23 protein-coding genes are annotated in these 21,819 nt (G+C 63.0%); 11 read left to right on the top strand and 12 right to left on the bottom strand.

The annotated features are described in order from the left end of the window. On the bottom strand, positions 1 to 1,343 hold a 1,343-nt coding region (locus JZY06_RS04950), incomplete at its 3' end, for an ABC transporter substrate-binding protein (RefSeq protein ID WP_207118770.1). Positions 1,344 to 1,644: 301 nt separating this feature from the next. After that, positions 1,645 to 1,785 carry a hypothetical protein gene (locus JZY06_RS04955; RefSeq protein WP_207118772.1) on the bottom strand — a complete coding sequence of 47 codons (141 nt, stop codon included), beginning with the start codon at positions 1,783 to 1,785 and terminating at the stop codon, positions 1,645 to 1,647. An 816-nt stretch (positions 1,786 to 2,601) separates the two neighbouring features. Here JZY06_RS04955 and rplN point away from each other — a divergent pair. The 4 genes from rplN (at position 2,602) to JZY06_RS04975 (ending at position 4,963) form a co-directional block, all read left to right on the top strand. Then, the gene (rplN, locus tag JZY06_RS04960) at positions 2,602 to 2,970 is read left to right on the top strand and encodes a 50S ribosomal protein L14 (RefSeq protein WP_207118774.1); all 369 of its coding nucleotides are present in this window, start codon (positions 2,602 to 2,604) and stop codon (positions 2,968 to 2,970) included. Beyond that, complete coding sequence (rplX, locus tag JZY06_RS04965) at positions 2,971 to 3,285, top strand: 50S ribosomal protein L24 (RefSeq protein ID WP_207118776.1); 315 nt, start codon at positions 2,971 to 2,973, stop codon at positions 3,283 to 3,285. Between the two features lie 3 nt (positions 3,286 to 3,288). After that, entirely contained in the window at positions 3,289 to 3,861 is a 573-nt protein-coding gene (rplE, locus tag JZY06_RS04970) for a 50S ribosomal protein L5 (RefSeq protein ID WP_207118778.1), read from the top strand. A 190-nt stretch (positions 3,862 to 4,051) separates the two neighbouring features. Continuing rightward, positions 4,052 to 4,963: a Dyp-type peroxidase gene (locus tag JZY06_RS04975; RefSeq protein WP_207118780.1), complete on the top strand. Its 912-nt coding sequence runs from the start codon at positions 4,052 to 4,054 to the stop codon at positions 4,961 to 4,963. A gap of 210 nt (positions 4,964 to 5,173) precedes the next feature. Here the strand turns inward: JZY06_RS04975 and JZY06_RS04980 are convergent, their stop codons facing one another. Together JZY06_RS04980 and JZY06_RS04985 are read right to left on the bottom strand one after the other, a co-directional pair. Then, positions 5,174 to 6,130 carry an FAD:protein FMN transferase gene (locus tag JZY06_RS04980; protein WP_207118782.1) on the bottom strand — a complete coding sequence of 319 codons (957 nt, stop codon included), beginning with the start codon at positions 6,128 to 6,130 and terminating at the stop codon, positions 5,174 to 5,176. Next, positions 6,123 to 6,587 carry a hypothetical protein gene (locus JZY06_RS04985; RefSeq protein ID WP_207118784.1) on the bottom strand — a complete coding sequence of 155 codons (465 nt, stop codon included), beginning with the start codon at positions 6,585 to 6,587 and terminating at the stop codon, positions 6,123 to 6,125. Before JZY06_RS04985 ends, JZY06_RS04980 begins: the two co-directional genes overlap by 8 nt. Positions 6,588 to 6,940: 353 nt before the next feature. Between JZY06_RS04985 and JZY06_RS04990 the strand changes: the two genes are divergently transcribed. Then, positions 6,941 to 8,437 (top strand): Na+/H+ antiporter NhaC family protein, encoded by a 1,497-nt coding sequence (locus JZY06_RS04990; RefSeq protein WP_207118786.1) that lies wholly within the window; start codon positions 6,941 to 6,943, stop codon positions 8,435 to 8,437. Positions 8,438 to 8,650: 213 nt separating this feature from the next. Here JZY06_RS04990 and JZY06_RS04995 read toward each other — a convergent pair whose 3' ends face one another. The 5 genes from JZY06_RS04995 to JZY06_RS05015 all read right to left on the bottom strand — a co-directional run bounded on the left by JZY06_RS04995 (position 8,651) and on the right by JZY06_RS05015 (position 12,500). Then, positions 8,651 to 9,217, bottom strand: a complete 567-nt coding sequence (locus JZY06_RS04995) for an NADPH-dependent FMN reductase (RefSeq protein ID WP_207118788.1) — start codon at positions 9,215 to 9,217, stop codon at positions 8,651 to 8,653. Between the two features lie 181 nt (positions 9,218 to 9,398). Beyond that, positions 9,399 to 10,553, bottom strand: coding sequence for a hydrogenase formation protein HypD (hypD, locus tag JZY06_RS05000; protein WP_207118790.1), 1,155 nt, complete (start codon positions 10,551 to 10,553; stop codon positions 9,399 to 9,401). 124 nt (positions 10,554 to 10,677) lie between these two features. Further along, the gene (locus JZY06_RS05005; RefSeq protein WP_207118792.1) at positions 10,678 to 10,944 is read right to left on the bottom strand and encodes a HypC/HybG/HupF family hydrogenase formation chaperone; all 267 of its coding nucleotides are present in this window, start codon (positions 10,942 to 10,944) and stop codon (positions 10,678 to 10,680) included. Positions 10,945 to 11,028: 84 nt separating this feature from the next. Further along, positions 11,029 to 11,280: a HypC/HybG/HupF family hydrogenase formation chaperone gene (locus JZY06_RS05010; RefSeq protein ID WP_207118794.1), complete on the bottom strand. Its 252-nt coding sequence runs from the start codon at positions 11,278 to 11,280 to the stop codon at positions 11,029 to 11,031. A 26-nt stretch (positions 11,281 to 11,306) separates the two neighbouring features. After that, the gene (locus JZY06_RS05015) at positions 11,307 to 12,500 is read right to left on the bottom strand and encodes a nickel-dependent hydrogenase large subunit (RefSeq protein WP_207118796.1); all 1,194 of its coding nucleotides are present in this window, start codon (positions 12,498 to 12,500) and stop codon (positions 11,307 to 11,309) included. A gap of 283 nt (positions 12,501 to 12,783) precedes the next feature. Here JZY06_RS05015 and JZY06_RS05020 point away from each other — a divergent pair, with 283 nt between their 5' ends. Beyond that, entirely contained in the window at positions 12,784 to 13,125 is a 342-nt protein-coding gene (locus JZY06_RS05020; protein WP_207118798.1) for a hydrogenase maturation nickel metallochaperone HypA/HybF, read from the top strand. Positions 13,126 to 13,170: 45 nt separating this feature from the next. Here the strand turns inward: JZY06_RS05020 and JZY06_RS05025 are convergent, their stop codons facing one another. After that, positions 13,171 to 13,707 (bottom strand): hydrogenase maturation protease, encoded by a 537-nt coding sequence (locus JZY06_RS05025; protein ID WP_207278749.1) that lies wholly within the window; start codon positions 13,705 to 13,707, stop codon positions 13,171 to 13,173. Positions 13,708 to 14,245: 538 nt separating this feature from the next. On the opposite strand from JZY06_RS05025, the gene JZY06_RS05030 reads away from it, so the two are divergent. The 5 genes from JZY06_RS05030 to JZY06_RS05050 all read left to right on the top strand — a co-directional run bounded on the left by JZY06_RS05030 (position 14,246) and on the right by JZY06_RS05050 (position 18,570). Next, positions 14,246 to 15,538, top strand: a complete 1,293-nt coding sequence (locus JZY06_RS05030) for an ABC transporter substrate-binding protein (protein ID WP_207118800.1) — start codon at positions 14,246 to 14,248, stop codon at positions 15,536 to 15,538. A gap of 374 nt (positions 15,539 to 15,912) precedes the next feature. After that, a complete protein-coding gene (locus tag JZY06_RS05035; RefSeq protein WP_207118802.1) occupies positions 15,913 to 16,779 on the top strand; it encodes a carbohydrate ABC transporter permease in 867 nt (288 codons plus the stop codon). Next, the gene (locus JZY06_RS05040) at positions 16,776 to 17,687 is read left to right on the top strand and encodes a carbohydrate ABC transporter permease (RefSeq protein WP_207118804.1); all 912 of its coding nucleotides are present in this window, start codon (positions 16,776 to 16,778) and stop codon (positions 17,685 to 17,687) included. The genes JZY06_RS05035 and JZY06_RS05040 overlap by 4 nt, the downstream gene beginning before the upstream one ends. Positions 17,688 to 17,922: 235 nt before the next feature. Next, entirely contained in the window at positions 17,923 to 18,150 is a 228-nt protein-coding gene (locus tag JZY06_RS05045) for a hypothetical protein (RefSeq protein ID WP_207118806.1), read from the top strand. 108 nt (positions 18,151 to 18,258) lie between these two features. Beyond that, on the top strand, positions 18,259 to 18,570 hold the full coding sequence (locus JZY06_RS05050) for a hypothetical protein (protein WP_207118808.1): 312 nt from the start codon (positions 18,259 to 18,261) through the stop codon (positions 18,568 to 18,570). A 249-nt stretch (positions 18,571 to 18,819) separates the two neighbouring features. On the opposite strand, the gene cybH is transcribed toward JZY06_RS05050, so the two are convergent. Both cybH and JZY06_RS05060 read right to left on the bottom strand, forming a co-directional pair. After that, entirely contained in the window at positions 18,820 to 20,058 is a 1,239-nt protein-coding gene (cybH, locus tag JZY06_RS05055; RefSeq protein ID WP_207118810.1) for a Ni/Fe-hydrogenase, b-type cytochrome subunit, read from the bottom strand. Beyond that, entirely contained in the window at positions 20,055 to 21,803 is a 1,749-nt protein-coding gene (locus JZY06_RS05060; protein ID WP_207118812.1) for a nickel-dependent hydrogenase large subunit, read from the bottom strand. The genes cybH and JZY06_RS05060 overlap by 4 nt, the downstream gene beginning before the upstream one ends. Between the last annotated feature and the right edge of the window lie 16 nt (positions 21,804 to 21,819).

Here is a 21,819-nt window from a genome sequence, read left to right on the forward strand (position 1 = left end):
GGGGCCGGTGGCCGGGGGGTGTCCGCGGTGCTGGTGATGGTGGCCTGGAGCGAGGGCATTGCGGTGGTGGCGGTGGGTTGGGAGCCGCCGCCGGTGGTGACCGCCTTACTGATCCGCGGCACCAGGTTGTCCATCAGCCAGGCGATAGTAAGCACCGAGGGATGCTCCAGGGCGACAATGGTGTCCGGATCCTGGAAGGCGATGAAACATCCCCGCGCCACCGGCGGCAGTGCGGTGAAGAAAGGATTGTTTTCGGTGTGCCCGCGCATTTCATCGTTGGAAAACCAGGTCAACAGACAATCCGGGGACATCCCGCCGAGCTGGTCAAAGGGCAGCAGCACCGAATACGGAGGATCGATATCCGTGTGCCCGGCCACAATGCCCGCTGAAGTGTCGGCGACCTCAACGGTGGTGGTCACCGGCGGGGAGGAGGATGCCGGCGCCTGGCCGGAGATCTCCGGGGCGGGTTCATTTCCCTCCGCCGGGGCATGCGGATAGGGGGACGGCCCCGGTTCGGCGATCGGTGAAAAACCGAGGGCGGCAAGCAGCTGGACGGTCGGATCCCGGTCGAAGTAGACACGCAGTCCGTCGGCGTTGCCCACGGAGGTGAACGCCGCCGTTTTACCGGCGAATTCGGGGTGGTTGTCCCGGGCGGCGGTGAGTTTGTCCTCCGTGTCGCGGATGAGTTTGTCGGCCTGCTTCTGCTTGCCCATCACCGCCCCGATAATCCGGGTGGTTTCCCGCCACCCGGTCTGCGCTGTCTTGTTCGGGTGGGCGACAGTCGGGGCGATCCGGGACAGGGTGCGGTACTGGTCCTCGTGCAGGGGAACCCCGACGGCGAAAATCACATCGGGTTTCAGGTCGCTGATCTTGTCGTAGGGCAGCGAGCCGTCGACTTCCTGCAGCAGATCCGGTTTCTGGATCGACAGGCTGTTGTCCATCCACGGGGTGATAGCCGCCCCATTGGTGGTTTTACCGGTCATGTCGGGAATACCCGCCGGGGTGATCCCCAGCGCGACCAGCGCATCGGCGGAAGGCAGCCCGAGGGCCACCGCCCGGTTCGGCTGGCGGTCGATGGTGACTTCACCGAAAGAATTGTGCACCACCATCGGCCACGGTGACTGCTGCGGATCCTGCGGTTGCACCGCCGTGGGCGTCGGGCCGGCATCGGCGTCCCCGCCGACGGTGACCACCCCGCCGAACATGCTGATCGCCGCCCATGCGATGGTGCAGCAGATCACAAACACCGACAGCACCCTGACCAGCAGGCGCGCCCAGCGCCACCACTCGTTGTTGTGCTGGGCGTGCAGCGGCTGATCCGGTTGATGCGGCTGGTCGGACACTGGGGGAAACTCTCCTGGGGCGCAGGCACGGCGGCACCAAACCCGGCGGGGTGCCGGATGGGCCGCAGGGGTGCTTTATCAACAAAAAGTCTATCTCTTTTGCCTGCCCCAAGGCCCCCGGCCACCGGACCCGCCCCCCGGTCACCGGTGCCGCCATGGCCCATGGCAGCGGCCACCGGCCCGCACCACACAGAAAAAAACCGCCGGACAACATCGCGGTGTTGTCCGGCGGGAAAAGCGGGCGGGGCGGATCACTGTCCGCGCCCGGCATTTTTTTGCGTCTGGTGGCCTGTCTCGGGTCTTACCCGGCCACGGCCACGGTGGTGGCTTCAGCGGTGTTTTCGACCTCGGCTGCGGCAAAGCCCGCCGCTCCGGCCAGAAGGGTAAGGGCGGCAATGCCGGCCAGGGCGTTGCGGACAAGTCGGAAGTGGTTGGTATTCATCGTTTTTTCGTCTCCTCGGAATAAAAAGATTAAAGATTAAGCGGTCAAATTCCGCGGGGCCGGTGGCCCTCGGCGGCCGGCAGTCGGTGACGGGCGGTGCGCAACGATCCGACCGTTGGTCGGGTGCGCCCGAAAACAAGCGGACCCATTGATTAAAAAACGACGTTGTCGCCACCCGGTGAAACTGCCTGCAACCTGCAGCTATAAAGTGCAAGAGGAAAAACTAATTGTTTTCCACCCATGATTAGAGCGCTCAAGTTGCGGTATTAACTTAGGGCTAGGATGCTAACTGTTAACCTTTAGTTCGTCAAGCCCTACCCTAAAAAAAGGCTGTGGCCAGCGCAGATTGCTGTGACAGTTGGGGGATACCCACGAGATAAAATGGATTGTAATTGCTGTGTTAACCCGCTGTTAACCTTGTGGTGTCGCGGATGGTTCGGCGGATTGGGGACCTGTTGCTCCGGGGTCCGGGCTGCGGGGGTGGTTTGCGGTGGAGGTCAACCTGTGCTTTAATTTCCTGGCTGTCTGCGCGGGTCGGTTCACCGTGCGTTTCCGAGCGTGAACCGAGACCCTTCGACACCGCGTCACTGACCTGCCGGTTACCGTCCACCTGTTGGATGCGGCACCGGTCCGGTTGTGGTGGCGCATATGTACGGTGTTCGTCGATTGCGGCGGATAACCCCCACACCCCACGGCACATGGTTGCCGGATGTGCGGTTGTCCGGTGTGTTGCGCACGACAGTTGTGTACATCAAGACCGCGTGTGTCCGGGTCGGAAATCCGGCGCACATTGATATCCAGGTCAGGAGACCCATAGTGATTCAGCAGGAATCGCGGCTGCGGGTCGCCGACAACACCGGTGCGAGGGAACTCCTCTGCATCCGTGTCCTCGGCGGTTCCACCCGACGCTTCGCGGGCATCGGCGACGTTATTGTCGCCACCGTGAAGGAAGCAACCCCCGGCGGCAACGTCAAATCCGGCGAAATCGTCAAGGCCGTCATCGTTCGCGCGAAGAAGGAAACCCGTCGTCCCGACGGCTCCTACATTCGTTTCGACGAAAACGCCGCCGTGCTCATCAAGAACGACAACGAGCCGAAGGGCACCCGTATCTTCGGCCCCGTCGCCCGTGAACTCCGCGAAAAGAAGTTCATGAAGATTGTCTCGCTGGCTCCGGAGGTTATCTAAATGAAGATTCACAAGGGCGATACGGTTATCGTCATCTCCGGTCCGGACAAAGGCGCCCGCGGCAAGGTCATTGAGGCCTACCCGAAGCGCGACAAAGTTCTGGTCGAAGGCGTCAACCGCATCAAAAAGCACGTCGCCAACCCCACTCCTGAGCGTGGCGCCCAGTCTGAGGGCATCGTCACCCAGGAAGCGCCGATCCACGTCTCCAACGTGATGATCGTCGACGCGGACGGCAACCCGACCCGTGTCGGCTACCGCACGGATGAGAACGGCAAGCGTGTTCGCATCTCGCGCAAGACCGGGAAGGACATCTAAACAATGAGCGACAACTACACCCCCCGTCTGAAGGCCCGTTACCGCGAGGAAATCCGCAAGACGCTGTCGGATCAGTTCGACTACCACAACGTCATGCAGGTCCCCGGCATCACCAAGATCGTCGTCAACATGGGTGTCGGCGCAGCCGCCCGTGACGCCAAGCTGATCAACGGTGCCCTGGAAGATCTGACCGCGATCACCGGCCAGAAGCCGGAAATCCGCCGGTCCAAGAAGTCGATCGCCAACTTCAAACTGCGTGAGGGTATGCCGATCGGCGCCCGCGTCACCCTGCGTGGCGACCGCATGTGGGAGTTCCTCGACCGTCTGCTGACTGTTGCTCTGCCCCGTATCCGCGACTTCCGCGGCCTGTCGGACAAGCAGTTCGACGGACACGGCAACTACACCTTCGGCCTGACCGAGCAGACCATGTTCTACGAAATCGACGTCGACAAGGTCGATCATGCCCGTGGCATGGACATCACTGTGGTGACCACCGCCACCAACAACGAGGAAGGCCGTGCGCTGCTGCGCGAGCTGGGCTTCCCGTTCAAAAAGGGCGATCAGTCCGAGCACTAAACCACACAGGCACTGAAACCTCAGTCGTCCCGGCGTTTCCGCGGGCGGCCGGGGTTGCACCACACACCCCCGGCGGGAAGACATTTCTTCCCGCCGGGGGTGTGTGCCGTTGTGCGGCACGCCTGTGCCCCGCCGCCCCGGTGCCGGCTGCCGTATCCCGCGGGGGCGGAAAGCGACTACTATTTGACACATGGCTTACCAGACTGCAATTACTTCCCAGGGCACCGCCGACCACGTTTATTTCGAGTTTGATCTGGCCGACGGCGCCGACAAAGACCAGGTGGGTGCAAAGCTTGCGCTTGTCGCCGACACCCCGTTTGTCATGGGGGTGGGCATTGTCATCGGCATCCGCCCCAGCCTGTGGGAGGAGATTGCCCCGGACCCGCAATTTGTGCCGGTGGGGGTGCACGACTTCGCCGAGCCGCTGCGCGGCGCCGGGGACTATGCGATGCCCGCCACCCAGCATGATGTGTGGGTGTGGATCGCAGGCCCGGACCGCTCGCGGGTCTACGACGCCTCCGAGTCGATGCTGCGCACCTTCGAAGGGCTGCTGGTGACCGCCACCGAAACCGCCGGCTGGGTCTATGAATCGAACCGGGATCTCACCGGTTTTGAAGACGGCACCGAAAACCCGGGTGCACTGGCCGCCCCGTCACTGGTGGCTGTACCCGACGGCCAGCCCGGCGCCGGATCGTCGGTGCTTCTCTACCAGCTGTGGGAACACAAACGCGAATGGGAGAAGCTGCACACCCAGGCGCAGGAACGGGTCATTGGGCGCACCAAGACCGATTCGGTGGAGCTGGAAGGCGCGGAGGCCCGGGAATCCTCCCACGCGCAGCGCACCGTCGTCGAGGTCGACGGTGAGGAACAGCACATCTACCGCCACAACACCGCCTACGGCGGGCACCGCAGCCGGGGCACGGTATTTGTCGGATTCTCCTTCGACCAGTGGCGTACCGAGGAAATGCTGCGGCGGATGGCCGGTGCCGATGGCGGCCCCCGGGATGCGCTGACCTATTTCGCCGATGCGGTCACCGGCGGCTGGTACACCTGCCCGTCGGTGGAGGCTTTCCTGGCCATGGCCCCCGACGACGAGGACTAGCCGCCGATGGCGCCGCATCGGGGAGGGTGACCGGCGCCGGGAAAAACCACACGTTTTTGAGCGGGCAGAAAAACACAAGCCGCATCCCGGCTGCCCCGGTGGTGGGTAACCACCGGCAGCCGGGATGCGGCGAATTTTTTGTGCCGGCCCGGATAGTGTCCGGGCCGTGTCGTTGGCGTGGGGCCGGCCGGTTGTGGTGTGTGGGCCTTTCTACAGCGGCGGCTGGATTTCGGGGAAGCCCTCCGAACGGAACAGCTTGTTTTCCATCATCACCAGCCAGGAGAAGTCGGCGATTTTCTCCAGATCCTGCGGCAGGCCGAAAAACAGGGCGGTGGCCATCATGTCGGCGGTCATGCAGTCATCGGCAATGGTCCACACCCCCTGAATGTGATCGACCGGTTCACCGGTGATCGCGGAGATAATGTGGTGCCAGCGGCCGTGCCTGCGCCGGGCCGGTGAACTGGCGGCCAGGGCTTTGTCGCGCAGCTCGATCGAGCCGATGATCATCGTGGTGTTGCGGGGATCCTCCAGCCCGACGGTGATCGGGCCGCCGCGGACTTTCATGTCGCCTGATCCGTCGACCAGCACCGTGTCTTTACCGGTGGAGGCGATGGTGTCATTGACGATATTGAACACCTGGTCGACGGCCAGACCCTTGCCGGCCGCACCGATGTCGATCAGTTCACCGGGCCGGACCGCCAGCACCGGCAGGTGCGCCAGGAAATCATCGTTGGTCGGGGCCGGAACAGAAGTGGCGACATCCTCCCGGGCGAAGTCTTCCAGCCGGTTGGTGGAACCGGTGTAGTCGCCGGTGAAACCGAGGGACGCCAGCGACGAACCGGTCAGCACCGACACGTCGCCGCCGGTGGCGTTGTGCACATCCCGGTAGAGCCGGAACATGTCTTTGGCGTAGCCGGGAATCCGCAGCTGCCCGCCGGTGCGGGACAGTTTCGACACCTCTGAATCATCGTCCCAGCGGGAAAATTCACGGACGAATTCGTCAAGCCAGTGCCGGGAATCGGCGACAGCGTCCTCGAAGCCGGCAACGGCGGTGCCCGACCGGGAGCTCAACGCCCTGCCGCCGAGCCTCAGCCGCGGGTTGACGGCGATGCGCCAGGTGGTGCCGAGGGCGGGAAAAACGGTTTCAGCGTGGGGTGTGTCATTCACGGGCTTTGTCGCGGATGTTGTCGGCCATCTCATTAAAAGATGCGGAAGTCAGCGACGCGCCGCCGACGACGTGGATCCTCACGCTTTCGATCGGGCAGCCGTGGATGGCTTCCGGCAGGGCTGCCGCGAAAGATTTCTGCAGGCCCAGTGAGCGCCGGTTCTCGGTGTCGGGGGTGACGGTGACCTGATCGACGAGACCGTCTTTCAAGGTCACGTCAGCGGAGAACTTCTCCTCCATGACATGGGTCATGTAGGAGCCTTCCTCATGGTAGGTGCCGTCTGTATAGGTCGCTTCATTGGCGGTGGCGCCCTCGATATTGCACACACCAGCCCCGAAGTCCTCGTAGGCGCCCGACTCGGATGAGGAACATCCGGCAAGCACCATCATCACCGGCGCGGTGGAGGCGGTCAGGGCTGCGGCTTTCAGCCACACGGGGGGTTTACGCTGTGTCGTCACGAAAATATTGTCCAACCGTTTGTCTTGTCGGTGCAGTGCTGATGGCCTGCCCGGGACCGGGCGGGCCGCATCACCGGGGAGTGCGGTACGCGGCGGGGGCCGGGGAAAGCATCCCCGACCCGGTCACCCAACGATCATAGCCTTTTCCCCGGTGGCGTGACCTGCCGGGTGGCGGGGGCCAGGAGCGGCGGCGGGTGGAGCCGCTGTTGACGTTGGGGCGGCAAGCAGCAACGATGGTGTCACCGGATGTTTCCGGCAGACGGGCGCCCCGCCCGCCGGGTACCCCGGTGCGGTAGTGCCCCCGCGCCTTTCGGGGCCGTGCACAGGAAGACAAACAGGAAAAGAAGTTGAACATGCCAGCGACGACAACCCCCGTCGACCACCCGGCCACCGCCACCCATTTCAACCGGAAGGACACCGACCCGGATTTTGCCTTCGCCCTGACAAGTTTCGCGGCGGTGGTGGCCACCATCGCCATCGGCCTGGTGGTGCTGGGCCTGCCGCTGCTCGCGGTGATGATGGTGGCCCTGGCGGAGACTGTGGTGGCCGCTGCAATCCACGGGCTGAAAAACGGCACCGCCGTCGGGCTGATCGCCCGCCAGATAGTCACGGCGGCCTGGCGGTCGGTGTGGTCGGCCAAACAGGCGCTGGTTATTTTCGTGCTGATCGGGGCCATGATCGCGGCCCTGATTGCCGCCGGAACCGTGGCGACACTGATCAATCTCGGGGTGAGTCTGGTCAGCCCCGCCTGGTTTTTGCCGGCCGGGCTTATTTTGTGCTCGATGATGTCGGTGGCCACCGGCACCGCCTGGGGTACGGTCGGTACCGCCGGTGTGGTGCTCATGGGGGTGGGGGCCGCCATGGGCCTGCCCCTGCCGCTGGTCGCCGGGGTTATTGTCTCCGGGGCGTGTTTCGGCGACAAAATGTCACCGGTGTCGGATACCACCAATCTGGCGGCGATGAGTTCACGCACCGATGTCTACCGGCACATCCGCTCGATGATGTCGACCACCATCCCCACCTACATCATTGTGCTGGCCGCCTTCACCGTTGTCGGCTATCTCATTGCCCCTCCGGCGCTGCCGGCCGGACAACTGGACGGCATCTCGACCGCCCTGGCCGGCGTCTATGACATGGGGTGGCTGGCGGTGGTGCCGATCATCGTGTTGATCGTGCTGTCGGCGCTGCGGGTTCCGGCGATACCGACAATGCTGCTGTCGACGGTGGTGGCGGTCATTGTCGCCGTGACCGTCCAGGGTGCCCAGCCGGCCGGTGTGCTGCACGCACTGTGGCACGGCGGCGGGGCCGCCACGGGGATTGAATCACTGGACGGGCTGCTGTCCCGCGGTGGGGTGGTGAGCATGTGGTTCACCATGAAGCTGTCGCTGGTGGCCCTGTCACTGGGCGGTATCCTGCTGCATTTCGGTTTCATGCGGTCACTGATCGCCGGTATTTTGGCCCGGGTGCGCCGCCGCGGATCCCTGATCTCGTCGTCGATCGCGGCAGCCCTGGTGGGAAACCTCGGCATGGGGGAGGCCTACCTGTCGATCATTTTGGGCGGGCAGCTGTTCAGTGACGCCTACACCAAAGCCGGTATCGACCGCAGTGTGCTCAGCCGCAGCCTGGAGGAAGGCGCCACATTGACCACGCCGCTGATCCCGTGGACGACCGCCGGCATATTTTTCGCCACCACACTGGGCATACCCACCGTCGACTATCTTCCCTTTGCCTGGCTGAACCTGCTCAACCCGCTCGTCGGCGTCTTGTTCGCCTACCTGGGATGGGGTTTGATGCGCCATTCACGGGTCGGGATGAAAGCCACCGCACGGCTGACCGACGAAGAAATCTAGGCGCACTCCACCTGGATGACACCGGATATACCGCGGCTGACCACAGCCTTTTTCCCGTGGGCGCCGCCCGGCGGGTACGGCGCACACACCACACCCCGCCGCATCCGGCACGGCCCCCGTGAGGGCGGTGCGTGACACGGCGGGGTGGTTTTTTCCCGGCAGATCCGGCGGTGGTGGGGCGGCTGCGGCCGCCGGACCCCGCCGGTCGGGGGATTAGCTGTTGTCTTCGACAACCTTGACGAAACGGGTGACGTAGTCCTGCAGGAAATCGACGGTTTTCTGGGGGGTGATCCGGTCATTGTCGTCGAGGTACTGCGGCGACTGGCCGAGGAAGACCTCCGGCATGCCGGGGGTCGGCATGTCGAAGTAGCTCAAGGTCAGCCGCAGAATCTTCTGCGAGGAGTAGCCGCCCATTTTGCCCACCGAGTGGCTCATGATGCCCAGCGGCAGGTTCTTCCACACCGCATCGTCGGCCGGCTTGGATCCGATGTCGACGACGTTTTTCACGCACGCCGGGATGGCGCGGTTGTTTTCGGCGGTGACGAACAAGACACCGGCGCACTGTTTGATCTTGTTGCGGAAATCGGTGTATTCCTGCGGAACCGGCTTGTCGGCGACGTTCGGATCGTCGTAGTCGCAGTCGTAGAGCGGAAGGTCACGGATTTCAACGATCTCGGCGTTGTAGCCTTCCGGGAACATCTCGAGGACGTTCGTGGCGATCTTGCGGGCGATGGATTCGCGGCGCAGCGAACCGACGATGACGGCGATGTTTTTTGCCATGTCTGAACAAACTCCTTGGGGTGGATGACAGTGTCCACGCCCACCATACCGTGATGCGTACCCTGGTGTACGTAGGGGCGAATAATCCCCTTTCCGCGGGGATGGAACCGGCCGTGCACTGGCCGTTGGGCAACCGGCCGCACACTCTCACAGCCCCGGCAGCACACGGATGGACCCGGTATCAGGCCGCCGGATTCGACGACAGTCCGGCGGTGGCGGCGCGGTCCAGGCGGCCGAAGTTGTAGTAGGCCGCGCAGGCACCCTCCGGGGAGACCATGCAGGTGCCGATCGGGGTGGCCGGGGTGCAGGCGGTGCCGAAGACGCGGCACTGCCACGGCTTGATCCTCCCGGTGAGCACCGAACCGCATTCGCAGGCTTTCGGATCAGCGACCCGGCGGCCGGGAACATCGAAGATTTTCTCGGCATCGAAATCGGCGTACTCCTCCGAGATTCCCATGCCGGAATGCTCCAGCCAGCCCAGGCCGCGCCATTCGAAGGTGTCGCGGATGGTGAAGACTTTCTCCATCAGTTTCAGCGCCGCGTCATTGCCGCCCGTGCGCACCACCCGGGCGTACTGGTTGTCGACCCGGGCTTTGCCTGCCGCCACATCCCCGGAGGTGAACTGGGTGATCAGCATGTCGACGGCCTGCAGGATATCCAGCGGCTCGAAACCGGCCACCGCCACCGGCAGGTTGTAGTTGTCGGGGAGGAAATCGAAGGCGGTGGTGCCGACAATGGTGGACACATGCCCGGGACCGATGAAACCGTCGACCTCGGTTTCCCCGCCGTTGACGATTGCCTCCAGCGGCGGCCGGATGGTCACATGGTTGGAAAACACCGAAAAGTTCGTCACGTTTTTCGCCTTCGCGGTGGCCAGGGTCACCGCCGTTGAGGGGGCGGTGGTTTCAAAACCGACGGCGAAAAACACCACTTTTTTGTCCGGATTGTCCTGCGCCAGTTTCAGCGCATCCAGCGGCGAATAGACAAACTGCACGTCACAGCCGCGGGCGCGGGCGTGCAGCAGGGATTCCTCGGAACCCGGCACCCGCATCATGTCGCCGAAGGTGGCCAGCAAAACATCATCCTGCTGCGCCAGCCACAGCGCATCATCGACCCGCCCCATCGGGATGACACAGACCGGGCAGCCCGGACCGTGCAGGAAATCGATGTTGTCGGGCAGCAGGTTTTCCAGCCCGTAGCGGTAGATGGTGTGGGTGTGCCCGCCGCAGACCTCCATGAACTTCAGATCGCGGTCAAGGTGTGCGGCATCGCGTTCAATGCGGGCCAACAGCTTTTTGGCGACCTCCGGGTCGCGGAACTCGTCGACGTACTTCATGTGTTTTTCCTTGCCGTTGAAAACGTTTTTTAGGGTGCGGATAGCTGTGTCCGGCGGATATGCGTGTGGCGTCAACCGGATGGCGGCCCTCCGGCGGTACCGGTGGCACCCCCGGAGGGCGGGGCTAGTCGATTTCCGAGGACGCGAACTGTTCGACTTCGTCCTCGAAGGTGTCGCCGCCGAGCTGCTGCAACTGTTTCAGGGTGACGGCGGCTTCATCGGCGTCGATGACTGACAGGGCGAAACCGACGTGGATGAGAACCCAGTCGCCTTCCGACAGCTCCTCGGTGATCAAATCGGTCGACACCGAACGGATCACCCCGGAAATCGATACTTTCGCACGGTCGGGTTCCGGTATCTCGACAATTTGGGCGGGTACTCCAAGACACATGGCCGGTGGGTCCTTACGTTGTGCGTGGTGGTTGATGGGGTGGATTTTTTCCACCCAAGCGGAAAAAAGGGGGACAGGTGCCGCCTACCGGGGATCCGGGTGGCGCTGCAAAAGATTGAGTTCCTCGATCGCCGCCAGCGAGGCGCGGGCATCCTCGTCGGTGATCACCGAGTGGGCGAAACCGTTTTGGATGAGCACCCAGTCACCGACCCCGGCGTGCGGGGTGTAGGCCAGACAACAGGTACGCTCCTGGCCCGCCATATCGATGTCGGCCATGGGCAGGGGGCCGTCAGCGCCCTGCACGGCGGTGATTTTCGCCGGAACTCCGACACACATGTGCTCTCCTGGTGGTTGGGGGGTGGTCAGTGTTGCTGCTGGTCAAGATGCACACCCATGGCACCCGGTGGTGCCGAGGTGCACGGCAGGCAGGGATCAGCGGTCCGGATACCCTGCTCGAGGTCTGTTTGTTTTCCGCCGGCGGCCACCGCCCGGGTGAGCATGTCGGCCAGCCACGGTTCGTTTTGCGCGGTTGGGGTGAGAATCCGGCAGCCGGTCAACACGCCGTCTGTGTCCTGTCCGGGTTCCCCGGTGCGGTAGGTGTGCACCAGCAGCCCCCGCGGACCGTCGACCATGCCGACCCCGGTGGTTGTGCGCGGCGAATCCGGGGGACAGTATCTGTCGCCTTCCACCAACTCGTCCGCAGCCAGGCAGGTGGCGATATCGTCGGCCGCTCCCAGCAGCGCCCGTCCGATCGCCGCCCAGGGGGTTGGCTGCCCCGGGTATTGGGCCACCGGACCCACCCGCCAGTGGAAACTGGTGCCGGACAGGGTGATCACCGGCCGCGGGGCCGACGCGCCGGGCACTGTTTCCTCCACCAGCCGGTCAAAGTCGTGGGCTGTCAGCCTGGTCACCGCCCCGGTGGGGGAGGTTATCTCCACAACATCGCCCAGGATCCGCCGGTTGGACTGCTTGTCGGTCAGCCGCACCGAGCCGCCGGTAAATTCCCTCCAACCGTCCGCCGGTTGGGTGGTGGTGGCCGGGAAATCCCGCAGCCGTGCGATCAGCTGGTTGACTTCAGGGATGAGGTCACAGGCCCGGGTGCGGTCAACGGTGCCGGTCACCCCGCCGGGAATGGCCACCGCGGGAAAATGCCCCGGGCAGCCGGCAATCGCCATGGCTTTTTTGCCTATTGCCCGGCAGTCAGCCATCAGCTGCCTGTCGACGGTGAGAAGATGGCGGGCCAGCTGCTCGAGCTGGGAGCCGGCGGCAAGAAGGCTCCGCACCGCCTGTGCGGTGGGGGGAATGGTGCGGTGGCCGAGCATGTCCTCCAATGCTGCGACCCCGGCCAAATGGTGGGCGACCGGGCAAATGCCGCACAGTCTTTTCACCGTGTCCGGGATGGTTGCCACCGGTTTGCCGGTCAGTACCGGATCCAGCCGGGGCAGTCCCGACAGATCGAAATGCGCCGACACCGTGCCATCGGGGTTGTCGCGCCAGACGACCCTGGCTTCGAAGGGGTCGACAAACTGGTCCAGGCTGATTGTCTGTCCGCCCATGTCCCGCGCACCACCCTTCGCTGTCCACACCGGGATGATCCCAGTCTAACTCCCCCCATGTCCCGTATTGAAAGGGCGGCACATGACAGCCACCCGGGATGTGCACTGTCGCTACCTTTTGCCGCCCCCGTCCCGGGGGTGGCACGCACCGCACGGGGTGATCCCCGCGGGTACTGCCGGTCCGGGCATGGTGGGGCCGCATTACACCGTGATCACCCTGCGGGGTGTGATCGCAGCGGGCGGATGCAGCCCCGGCGGTGCGGGGACATGATTCAATGGGATCATGCATGAGCTGGGGCTTCTTTCGGGAGTGGCGGCCGCGGTCAACCGGGCTGCCCGGGGCAGGACCGTCACCGCCGTCAATTTGACTGTCGGTCAACGCTCCGGGGCGGTGGTCAGTGCCCTGGAGGCGGCCTGGCCGCTGGCGCGGTGCGGGCCAAGCGAACACGCCGAATTGAATATCACCAGTGTGGCGGCCACGGTGTTTTGTCCCGGCTGCGACACTGAAGTGCCCATCGACGACTATTTCGCCCTGCAGTGCCCGGACTGCGGCACCCCGACCGCTGATCTTCGGCACGGCCGCGAATTTCTGGTTGATTCCATTGAGGTCGATGTCCCCGACTGACAGGCGCCAGGCCGGAGGGTCCCGGTCGAAAAAACCGGCTGTCAATCACCTGGTCCAGTCAGCCACCAGCCGGGCGGCCTGTTCGGTGGCCGGCACCAGCGCATCGGCGACCACGGGGGAAAGGCCCACCCCCAATTCAGCGCTCTGCGCGACGATCCCGACCACCGCCACCGTATCCGGGCTGTGGCCGGTCAACTGGGCCGCGGCCAACAAGTCCAGCAGGCCGACCTGATGCGGCGACAGTTTCGATTTCACCAGCCGCGGCACCTGGTCGCCGACCAGAACCACCACATCACCCGGCTGCCCGGGGCCGGTCACGGAATCGAGAACCAGCAGCCGTTCGGCGTCACGGATGGTATCCAAAAGCTCGAGGCCGCTGGTTCCGCCATTGACGAACCCGACACCGTTGATGATCTCCGGGGCGATGGTTCCCGGATCCGCCACCTGATCGACCGGTCCCCGTTTGGCGGTCGGCCGCCAGGAATTTTCATCATCCGCCGCATCCAGCCCGGCCGGATTCCCGCCCGCCAGTTTCGTTTTCAGCCGCGCAAGGATCGCCAGTCCCGTCCCGTCATCGCCCATGATGGGGTTGCCGATGCCGAGCACTGTCACCGATGTGTCTGCCACGAAAAGCTCCTTGCACAAACTCTGGAAATCCCCGGCGGAGGGGGCTGCTGACTGGAAGATACCGCCACAGCGGGCCGCATGAAGTGGTTTTCGCTTCCTTCAGTCCCGGAGTGTGATGTGTCGCAATCACACCTGTGATGGGGGATTGGTGAATGGGTTTAGTGTGTCGGATAAGACTTTCCGGTTCCATTCGGGAGCGGGCGCGGTGGTGAATTTTTGCTTTGACAAAAATCGCCGCCGCACACGACAGCACCTGTGTGACCAGCGCAAAGTGGTGGGAACTGCAGTTTTTCGCCACTTTGGGCACCGGTGGGGGGAGGTGGAAAAATTGAACAACAGGTAGCCGGAAGACAAAAAAATACGGGCGTTTTCACTTCGGCTTCCCCTCGGTCGGGGTAGAATCGTGCCCGTTCGTTACTTTCGGCGGACCCCCGGCCGCGGTGATAGGCGGTTGGTGGATTCAAACACCAGTTTTTCTTTATAAGGAGAAAACATGCGACGTGTACTCGCAGTCTGTGCGGCTGCCGCCCTGAGCGTTTCCGCACTCACCGCCTGCAGCGGCTCCGACGACCAGGGGTCCGGCAGCACCGACAGCGGTTCGGGAAGCGCCAACCAGGTTAACGTTGTCACCTGGTGGTCCGCCGGTTCCGAGAAGAAGGGCCTGGAGGCTCTCGTTGAGGTATTCAACGAGCAGCACCCCGACACCGAATTCGTCAATGAGGCGATCTCCGGTGGTTCCGGCGACCAGGCCAAGCAGAAGCTGCAGACGGACCTGGCGGCCAAGAACCCGCCGGACACCTACCAGGCCCACGCCGGTGCCGAGCTGTCCAGTGACATTGCGGCCGGCTACCTGGAGGATGTCTCCGGTCTCTACGACGAGTTCAAACTCCGCGAAGCCTTCCCCGACAGCCTGATCGAGCGTCTGACCGTTGACGGCAAGATCTACTCCGTCCCCTCCAACGTCCACCGCGCCAATGTGGTGTGGGCCAACGTGAAGGTCCTGGAAGAAGCGGGCCTTGATCCCTCCACGCCCGCCGACTCGATCGACGCGTGGATCGAGGACATGCAGAAGATCAAGGACTCCGGCAAGCAGCCGATCACCGTCGGTTCCACCTGGACCCAGCTGCAGCTGCTGGAGACCATCCTCATCGCCGATCTCGGCGCCGATGACTACAACAAGCTGATGGCCGGTGACCTCAGCTGGGATGATGCCGCCGTCACCACTGCTTTCAAGCACTTTGACACCATCATGAACATGACCGACAAGGGCCTGTGGTCCCAGGACTGGGAGCCGGCCATGGCGGGTGTTGTTTCCGAGGATTCCGTCGCCTACAACGTCATGGGTGACTGGGCCGTCGCCGCCTTCGACTCCAGCTCGAAGAAAGCCGGGGAAGACTACGTCTACTTCCCGGTTCCCGGTACCGCCGGTGTCTTCGACTTCCTGGCTGACTCCTTCACCAAGCCGGTGGGCGCCAAGCACCCGGAGGGCACCAACGACTGGCTGAACACCATCTCCTCGAAGGAAGGCCAGATCGCCTTCAACAAGGTCAAGGGATCCATCCCGGCACGCTCCGATCTCACTGATGCGGAGATCGCCGAATTCCCCGAGTACCAGCAGTCCGCCATGAAGGACTTCGGCACCGACACCATCGTCTCGTCGATCGCCCACGGCGCTGCTCTTCCGCTTCCCGTCACCGAGAAGATGAAGAAGGCCATCGGCCAGTACGACTCCGGCGCCATGGATGTCGCTGGTCTGCAGCAAGCCTTCGCTGACGCCGCGAAGTAACTCAAGTTTTTCAACCAACCCCACGCGGCGGCACAGTTCACGCCATCCGGCACGGTGAGAAAAACATGGTTTTTCCAAGCGGGGCTGGGCCTGTCACCGGGTCCGGCCCCGCTGCATGTTTATGCAGGTGTCCTGCCGGGCCGCCGCGGGGAAGGGTCATACCCGACAAACGGGGGACAGGCCTGTGGCAACACACTCGTCTAGCGTGTGTGCGCCTGGGGCCTGCCACTCCGGACAACCCACCACTCCGTGCATCCACCGCCGCCGGCTGACTCCCGCCCGCGGTGACTTGTGGAACGAAAGGCGCGATTATGGCCGGAAAGCCGAAACAAAGAAAACGAAACGGCGGGATCAGACACTGGGGTCCCGGCCTCTTGCTCATCTCCCCATCCCTACTGCTTGTCGGCGTGTTCGTCTACGGCCTGATCGGGGCGAACTTCTGGACGTCGATGCAAAACACCCACACCGCACCACAGGTCTCCGGTGTGGAACCCTCCCACTTCGTCGGGCTGGAGAACTTCTTCCACCTGTTCACCCAGCCTTCCTTCCAAACTTCCCTGTGGCACCTGCTGGTGTTCACGTTCTCATTCCTCGGCGGTACCCTGCTGCTGGGCTTTTTGTGGGCCTGGCTGTTGGAAAAACCGCTCAAAGGTGAAGGGTTCTTCCGGGCGGTGTTCCTGTTTCCCATGGCTGTCAGCTTCATCGCCTCCGGCGTGGTGTGGCGCTGGCTGCTGAGTTCTTCCACCGGGGAACAAGCCACCGGTTTGAACCGTCTGTTCCAGATGGTCGGACTCGATTTCCTGCAGAACCAGTGGACCCAGTCGCTCAAATACGGCATCCTCGCCATCGTCGTTCCGGCTGTGTGGCAGCTGGCGGGCTACGTCATGGCCCTGTTTTTGGCCGGTTTCCGCGGCATCCCCTCTGAGCTGCGGGAAGCCGCCAAAGTCGACGGTGCCACCGAATGGCAGCTCTACCGCCACATCATTTTCCCGCAGCTGACCCCGATTGCCCTGTCGGCTGTGATCATCATCGGGCATATGAGCCTGAAGTCCTTCGACCTGATTATCTCGATCACCTCGAAAGACTGGTTCCAGACCGTGGTCCCGGCCGTTGACATGTACAACTACATGAACGTTCTGGACTACTCCAACTCGGCCGCTGTCGGCGCGATCCTGCTCGTGATCGTGGCCGTTTTGGTCATCCCGTACCTGATCCACGATTCGAGGGAGTCCCGCCGATGACCGCGCCCACCCAACAAGTCCAGGCTCCCAAGCCGGAGCTGAAAAAACGCCGCCGCAACAAAGGTGGCCTGTCGGCCGCCAACCAGTCCACCGGGGTGGGCACAGCGGTGCGCTACGCGCTGCTGATTTTCTCCCTGGCACTGGTCCTGATGCCGGTGTACGTGCTGTTTGTCACCAGCTTCAAAGATCCCTCCCAGGTCTCCCCGTCACGGACCTGGTACCCGCCGACCAGCTTCGATCTGACCAACTGGATCAACGCCTTCAATGACCTGGCGCCCGCCATGGGCCGGTCACTGTCGATGGTGATCCCGGCCGCGATCATCTCGGCGATCCTCGGCTCGATGAACGGATTCGTGCTCTCCCGCTGGCGTTTCCCCGGCGCCAACGTGGTGTTCACCTTCATTTTGTTCGGTATGTTCATCCCCTACCAGGCCGTGATGATCCCGATGACGAAGATGATGGTGTCGATGGGCATCGACAAAGGCATTCCGGTGTTGATCTTCCTGCACGTGGTCTACGGCATCCCGATCACCACCCTGATTTTCCGCAACTACTACGAGTCGATCCCCGAGTCGTTGATTGAAGCGGCCCGGGTGGACGGTGCCGGCATGCTGCGCACCTACTTCTCGGTGGTGCTGCCGATCTCGATTCCGTCGTTTGTCGTGGTGCTCATCTGGCAGTTCACCTCCGCCTGGAATGACTTCCTGTTCGCTCTGTTCTTCGGCGGGTCCTCCCAGCAGGGGCCGGTGACCCTGGCGCTCAATGAGTTGGCCCACGGCTCGATCATGCAGGACTACGGTGCTTCGATGGCCGGTGCACTGATTGCGTCCGTGCCCACCCTGGTGGTCTACATTGCCCTCGGCAAGTACTTCATCGGTGGTCTGATGAGCGGTTCCGTCAAGGGCTAGACGCTTGTTCCGGACCGTGTGAATTCCGCAACAACCACATACTGTTTTCACCTCACCCCACCGGATGGATTCTCCCGCCGGTGGGGTGCGGCATTGTGCGGTTGCCTTCGGCAGATGCAACCAGCCGCAGCACATCGGCAGCCGCCAGTCTGGTTGGAGGTCAACCTTTTCAGTAGGGTTGGGTTTTGAAGCCGGACAAGACTCAGCCCGAATTCCCCTCAAGGAGTGATCCGAGATGAACTTTGATGGACAGTCGCCGCTGATGCCCACTGTCGTGGACGGGATTTTCTCGGTGTTGGCAATTGCCGTGATCATCTTCCACCTGGTGGTCTTTTTCCTTCTTATCAAAGACCGGCGAAGTCTTTCTGACACCATCGTCTTCGGCCTGATTGTGGTTTTGGTACCGCTGGCAGGCCCCGCCGGATATCTGTTCTGGCGCACCCGCCGCGCATCCGCCCTGTAACTGCAGCCGGGAAGCACACATTCCTCCGGATGCTTCGGGCAGTCGGCCGGATCGTGGATGAAAACCGTTACGTATCGTCGGTCGCCAACGTCTTTGAAGGAGATACCAATGCCGAAAAACACCGCTACCGTTGAGTCGCCGGGACTGTGGGACTGGGCGCTTGTCGTAGTAGGCCTGTTCCTTTTGCTCATCGGATTTTCCGTCGCCTTTCCACTGCCCGCACTTGCCGCGATACTGGGTGTGCGGTCAGTGCGCCGTGCTTCGGGACCAGCCCGCAGAAAATGGCTCATCTACACCGTCACCGCGGCTGTTCTGGCAGTGGTGATGTTCACCATCTGGCTGGTGCTGACGCCGTGGGGTCCTGGTGTGCAAAGTCCCTTGGGGACGACCGACTGGACACCGGTGGATCAGCCGGGGTAATCCGGTGTCAGGTGCCACAATGTTTTGAACGTGTGGCCTGCGCAGGCCGCGACGTGACGGGGCCTGGTGCAGGGTCGGGGGCTGCCTTTCCAACGGGTAAACCCACGGACCATGACACCACGGTTGCCGGGGGTGCGAGTGCCGTGGCCCCCACACAGGTATGGCATGCGGGGTTGAGAATAAAAAAGCGGCCCGCCACCGGGGCGGGCCATGTGTGTGGGTTGTGTGCTGCTGGAAGGAAGGTGCGGCTCAGCCGACTTTGGGCGCGTCCAGCGGCTGGGTGCCCCGCCGCAGCCACACACCACCGTTGATCATCGAGGAAATGCCGCCGTGGCGCTCCACGGAGTCGGCGCGCACCGCCAGATAGATGTGGATGATGATGAACACCCAGATGAAGAACATGATCAGGGCGTGGATCAGGCGGAGTCCGGGGATGCCGAACCAGTGCGCTGGGTAGGAGAGAATCCGCCAGAACACGTTGTACTGGTCGTAGAGCCCGTAGATGGCCAGGCCGGTGAAAATCTGCACGATACACAGCCCGTAGATGGCGGTGTACGCCAGCTGCTGCAGCGGATTGTGTGCCAGATACACCGGTCCCTCTTTGTCGATGAACAGGTAGTAGCGGATGGTGCCGATCAAGCCTTTGACGTCTTTTTTGCTCTTCAACGGCCACAGCGACCGCCAGCGCAGCTGCCTGTCGCGGGCCACGAACGCCAACCACACCCGGGTCAGTGCCAGCACGATCCAGCCGAATCCGGCGACGAAGTGGATGAACCGGAACCAGCCCATCAGATAGGGGGTGGGGCCTGCCGGGTCGATCAGCGGCTGCGGCAGGATACCCGGATCCATGATCACGTAGCCGGTGATCGACAACGCCACGATCATCACCAGGTTCAACCAGTGCTGGACGCGGAGCGTGGCCGACCACAGGTTCACCCGCACCCAGGCGTTGGGGTTACCGGCCACTTCCTTCCGCGCCTTGTCGGCTTTCTCAAGTGCCAGGGCCACAAAGCCCTCGACATGGTAGTCACCGACACTGCCGTCGGGCTTGATGTCGGCACTGGCGATGGCCAGACATCTCAAGCCCGTGCGCTCCAGGAATTCGGCACTGCGCAAAAACGGTGCTTTTTCTTCCGACGAGATTTTCGCCTTCGCCATCACCGCATCAATCGGGCCGCGCATGACCATGATGTTCTGCGGCTTCCGGTCGATCTTGAATCCGTGGACGGTGGCCAGGGAGAACCTTCGGTCGGGTCTCGCCGGAGAGAATTCATCCCGTTCAACGGTAATCCGGTGAATATCCGGCCGGTTGGTGGCAAGGGAAGCCGCGATGGCGGTATCGACCGGATCGTCACTGTCAGGCGGGGTACAGGCCGCCATGGCCAGCAGCCTGCCGGAGGTCAATCTGCGGCAGGAATAGGTTTCCGAGACCGTCACCACCCGGTCGGCTGCTCTACGGGGGGTTTCCGGTTGATGGGTGATACTCATGGGGTCACAACCTGGAAGATGTCGTCGCCGTCGGTGTCGGTGACATGCACCGCACACGACATGCACGGGTCGAAGGAGTGGATGGTGCGCAACGGCTCCAAAGGCTGATCCGAGATCGCCAGCGGATGTGTCTTGTCCCCGGCAAGGGCTTCCTCGTAGGGGCCGAGCTGGCCTTTCGGATCGCGTCCGCCGGCCAGCCAGGTGGTGGGCACCACCGCCTGGTAATTTTTGACCTTTTCGTTTTCGATGACGATCCAGTGGGACAGGCATCCGCGGGCCACTTCCATCATGGCGAAGCCCTCGCACTGTTTCGGCCAGGTTTTCGGCGCCCACTTCGAGGAATCGAAGACTTTGTAGTCGCCTTTTTTGATCCCGTCGATAAACCGGGGAAGCAGATCATCGGCCAGTGTTTCCGCTGAGGTCACGCATTCCACGGCGCGGGCGAGTGTCCGGCCGCCGGTGGAGTTGAAGTCCTCCACCCCGATTCCGAGTTTGTCCATGGCCTGGTCGACCAGTTGTTTGGTGCGGGCATGGCCCTGCAGGTAGGTCACCAGCACCCGGGCCACCGGTCCGACCTGGACGGCCCGGCCATCGTAGCGGGGGGCTTTCGACCAGGTGTAGCGCTCATTGTCGCCCAGCCACTCGTACGGCGGTTTCGGGCCGGTGTATTTCGGGGTGGTTTCACCCTTCAGCGGCTGCAGGCCCTCCTCGTCGCCGACCGAGTAGGTGTACCAGGCAGAGGAGATGTATTCCTTGATTTTTTCCGGATCAATGTCGTGCAGCGTGGTGTAGTCGCCGTCAAGAATCACCCCGGGGCGGACGTCGTGGTGCATGGTCGATACCGGCATACCGTCCGGCGCACCGCGGTAGGTGGTGCCGGCCATGCCGACCGCCAGGAAACTGGGCGATGACTTGCCGATCTTGAAATAGTCCTTGTAGACCCCCATGATGGCGGCGGCATCGGGGAAGTAGCATTCGCGGACGAATTCCTTGATGTCACGCGCCCAGGACACCACATTGTCGATCTGCACCTGGTTGACGGTTTCCGACTTGTCCGGGTCGATCTGGCAGGCCATACCGCCGACCAGGAAGTTCGGGTGCGGGTTTTTCCCGCCGAACACCGTCGAGATACGGATGATCGAACGCTGGAATTCCAGGGCATCCAGGTAGTGGGACACGGCCATCAGGTTGGCTTCGGGGGGAAGCCGGTAATCGGGGTGGTCCCAGTAGCCGTTGGTGAAAATCGACAGCTGCCCGGAATTGATGACGTTGTTGAGGGTTTCTTTGACTTTGGCGAACTGGTGGACGGTGTTGCCGCGCCAGGTTGAGCCGATCGAGTTGGCGAACTCGACTGCTTTCTGCGGGTCGGCTTTCGCCGCTGAGACCACATTGACCCAGTCCAGGGCGTGCAGGTGGTAGAAGTGCACGGTGTGGTCGTGGCATTCATGCGAGGCCAGCACAATATCGCGGATCACCTGGGCCTGTTTCGGCGGCACCGAGCCGATGGCGTCTTCCACCGCGGTGACGCTGGCCACCGAGTGGGTGCCGGTGCACACCCCGCAGATACGGCCCACAAACGCCCACACATCACGGGGGTCACGGCCCTCGACGATTTCCTCGATACCGCGGAACTGGGTGGTTTCCGACCAGGCGTCGGTGATTGTTCCGTTGTCGGCCTCCAGCTCGATGCGCAGGTGACCTTCAATGCGGGTCAGCGGGTCGATGACGATTTTTTCTGTAGCCATTGGTTCAACTCACCTT

The organism is Corynebacterium mendelii (genome assembly GCF_017307055.1).
In the GTDB taxonomy this organism is placed as follows: Bacteria; Actinomycetota; Actinomycetes; order Mycobacteriales; family Mycobacteriaceae; genus Corynebacterium; species Corynebacterium mendelii.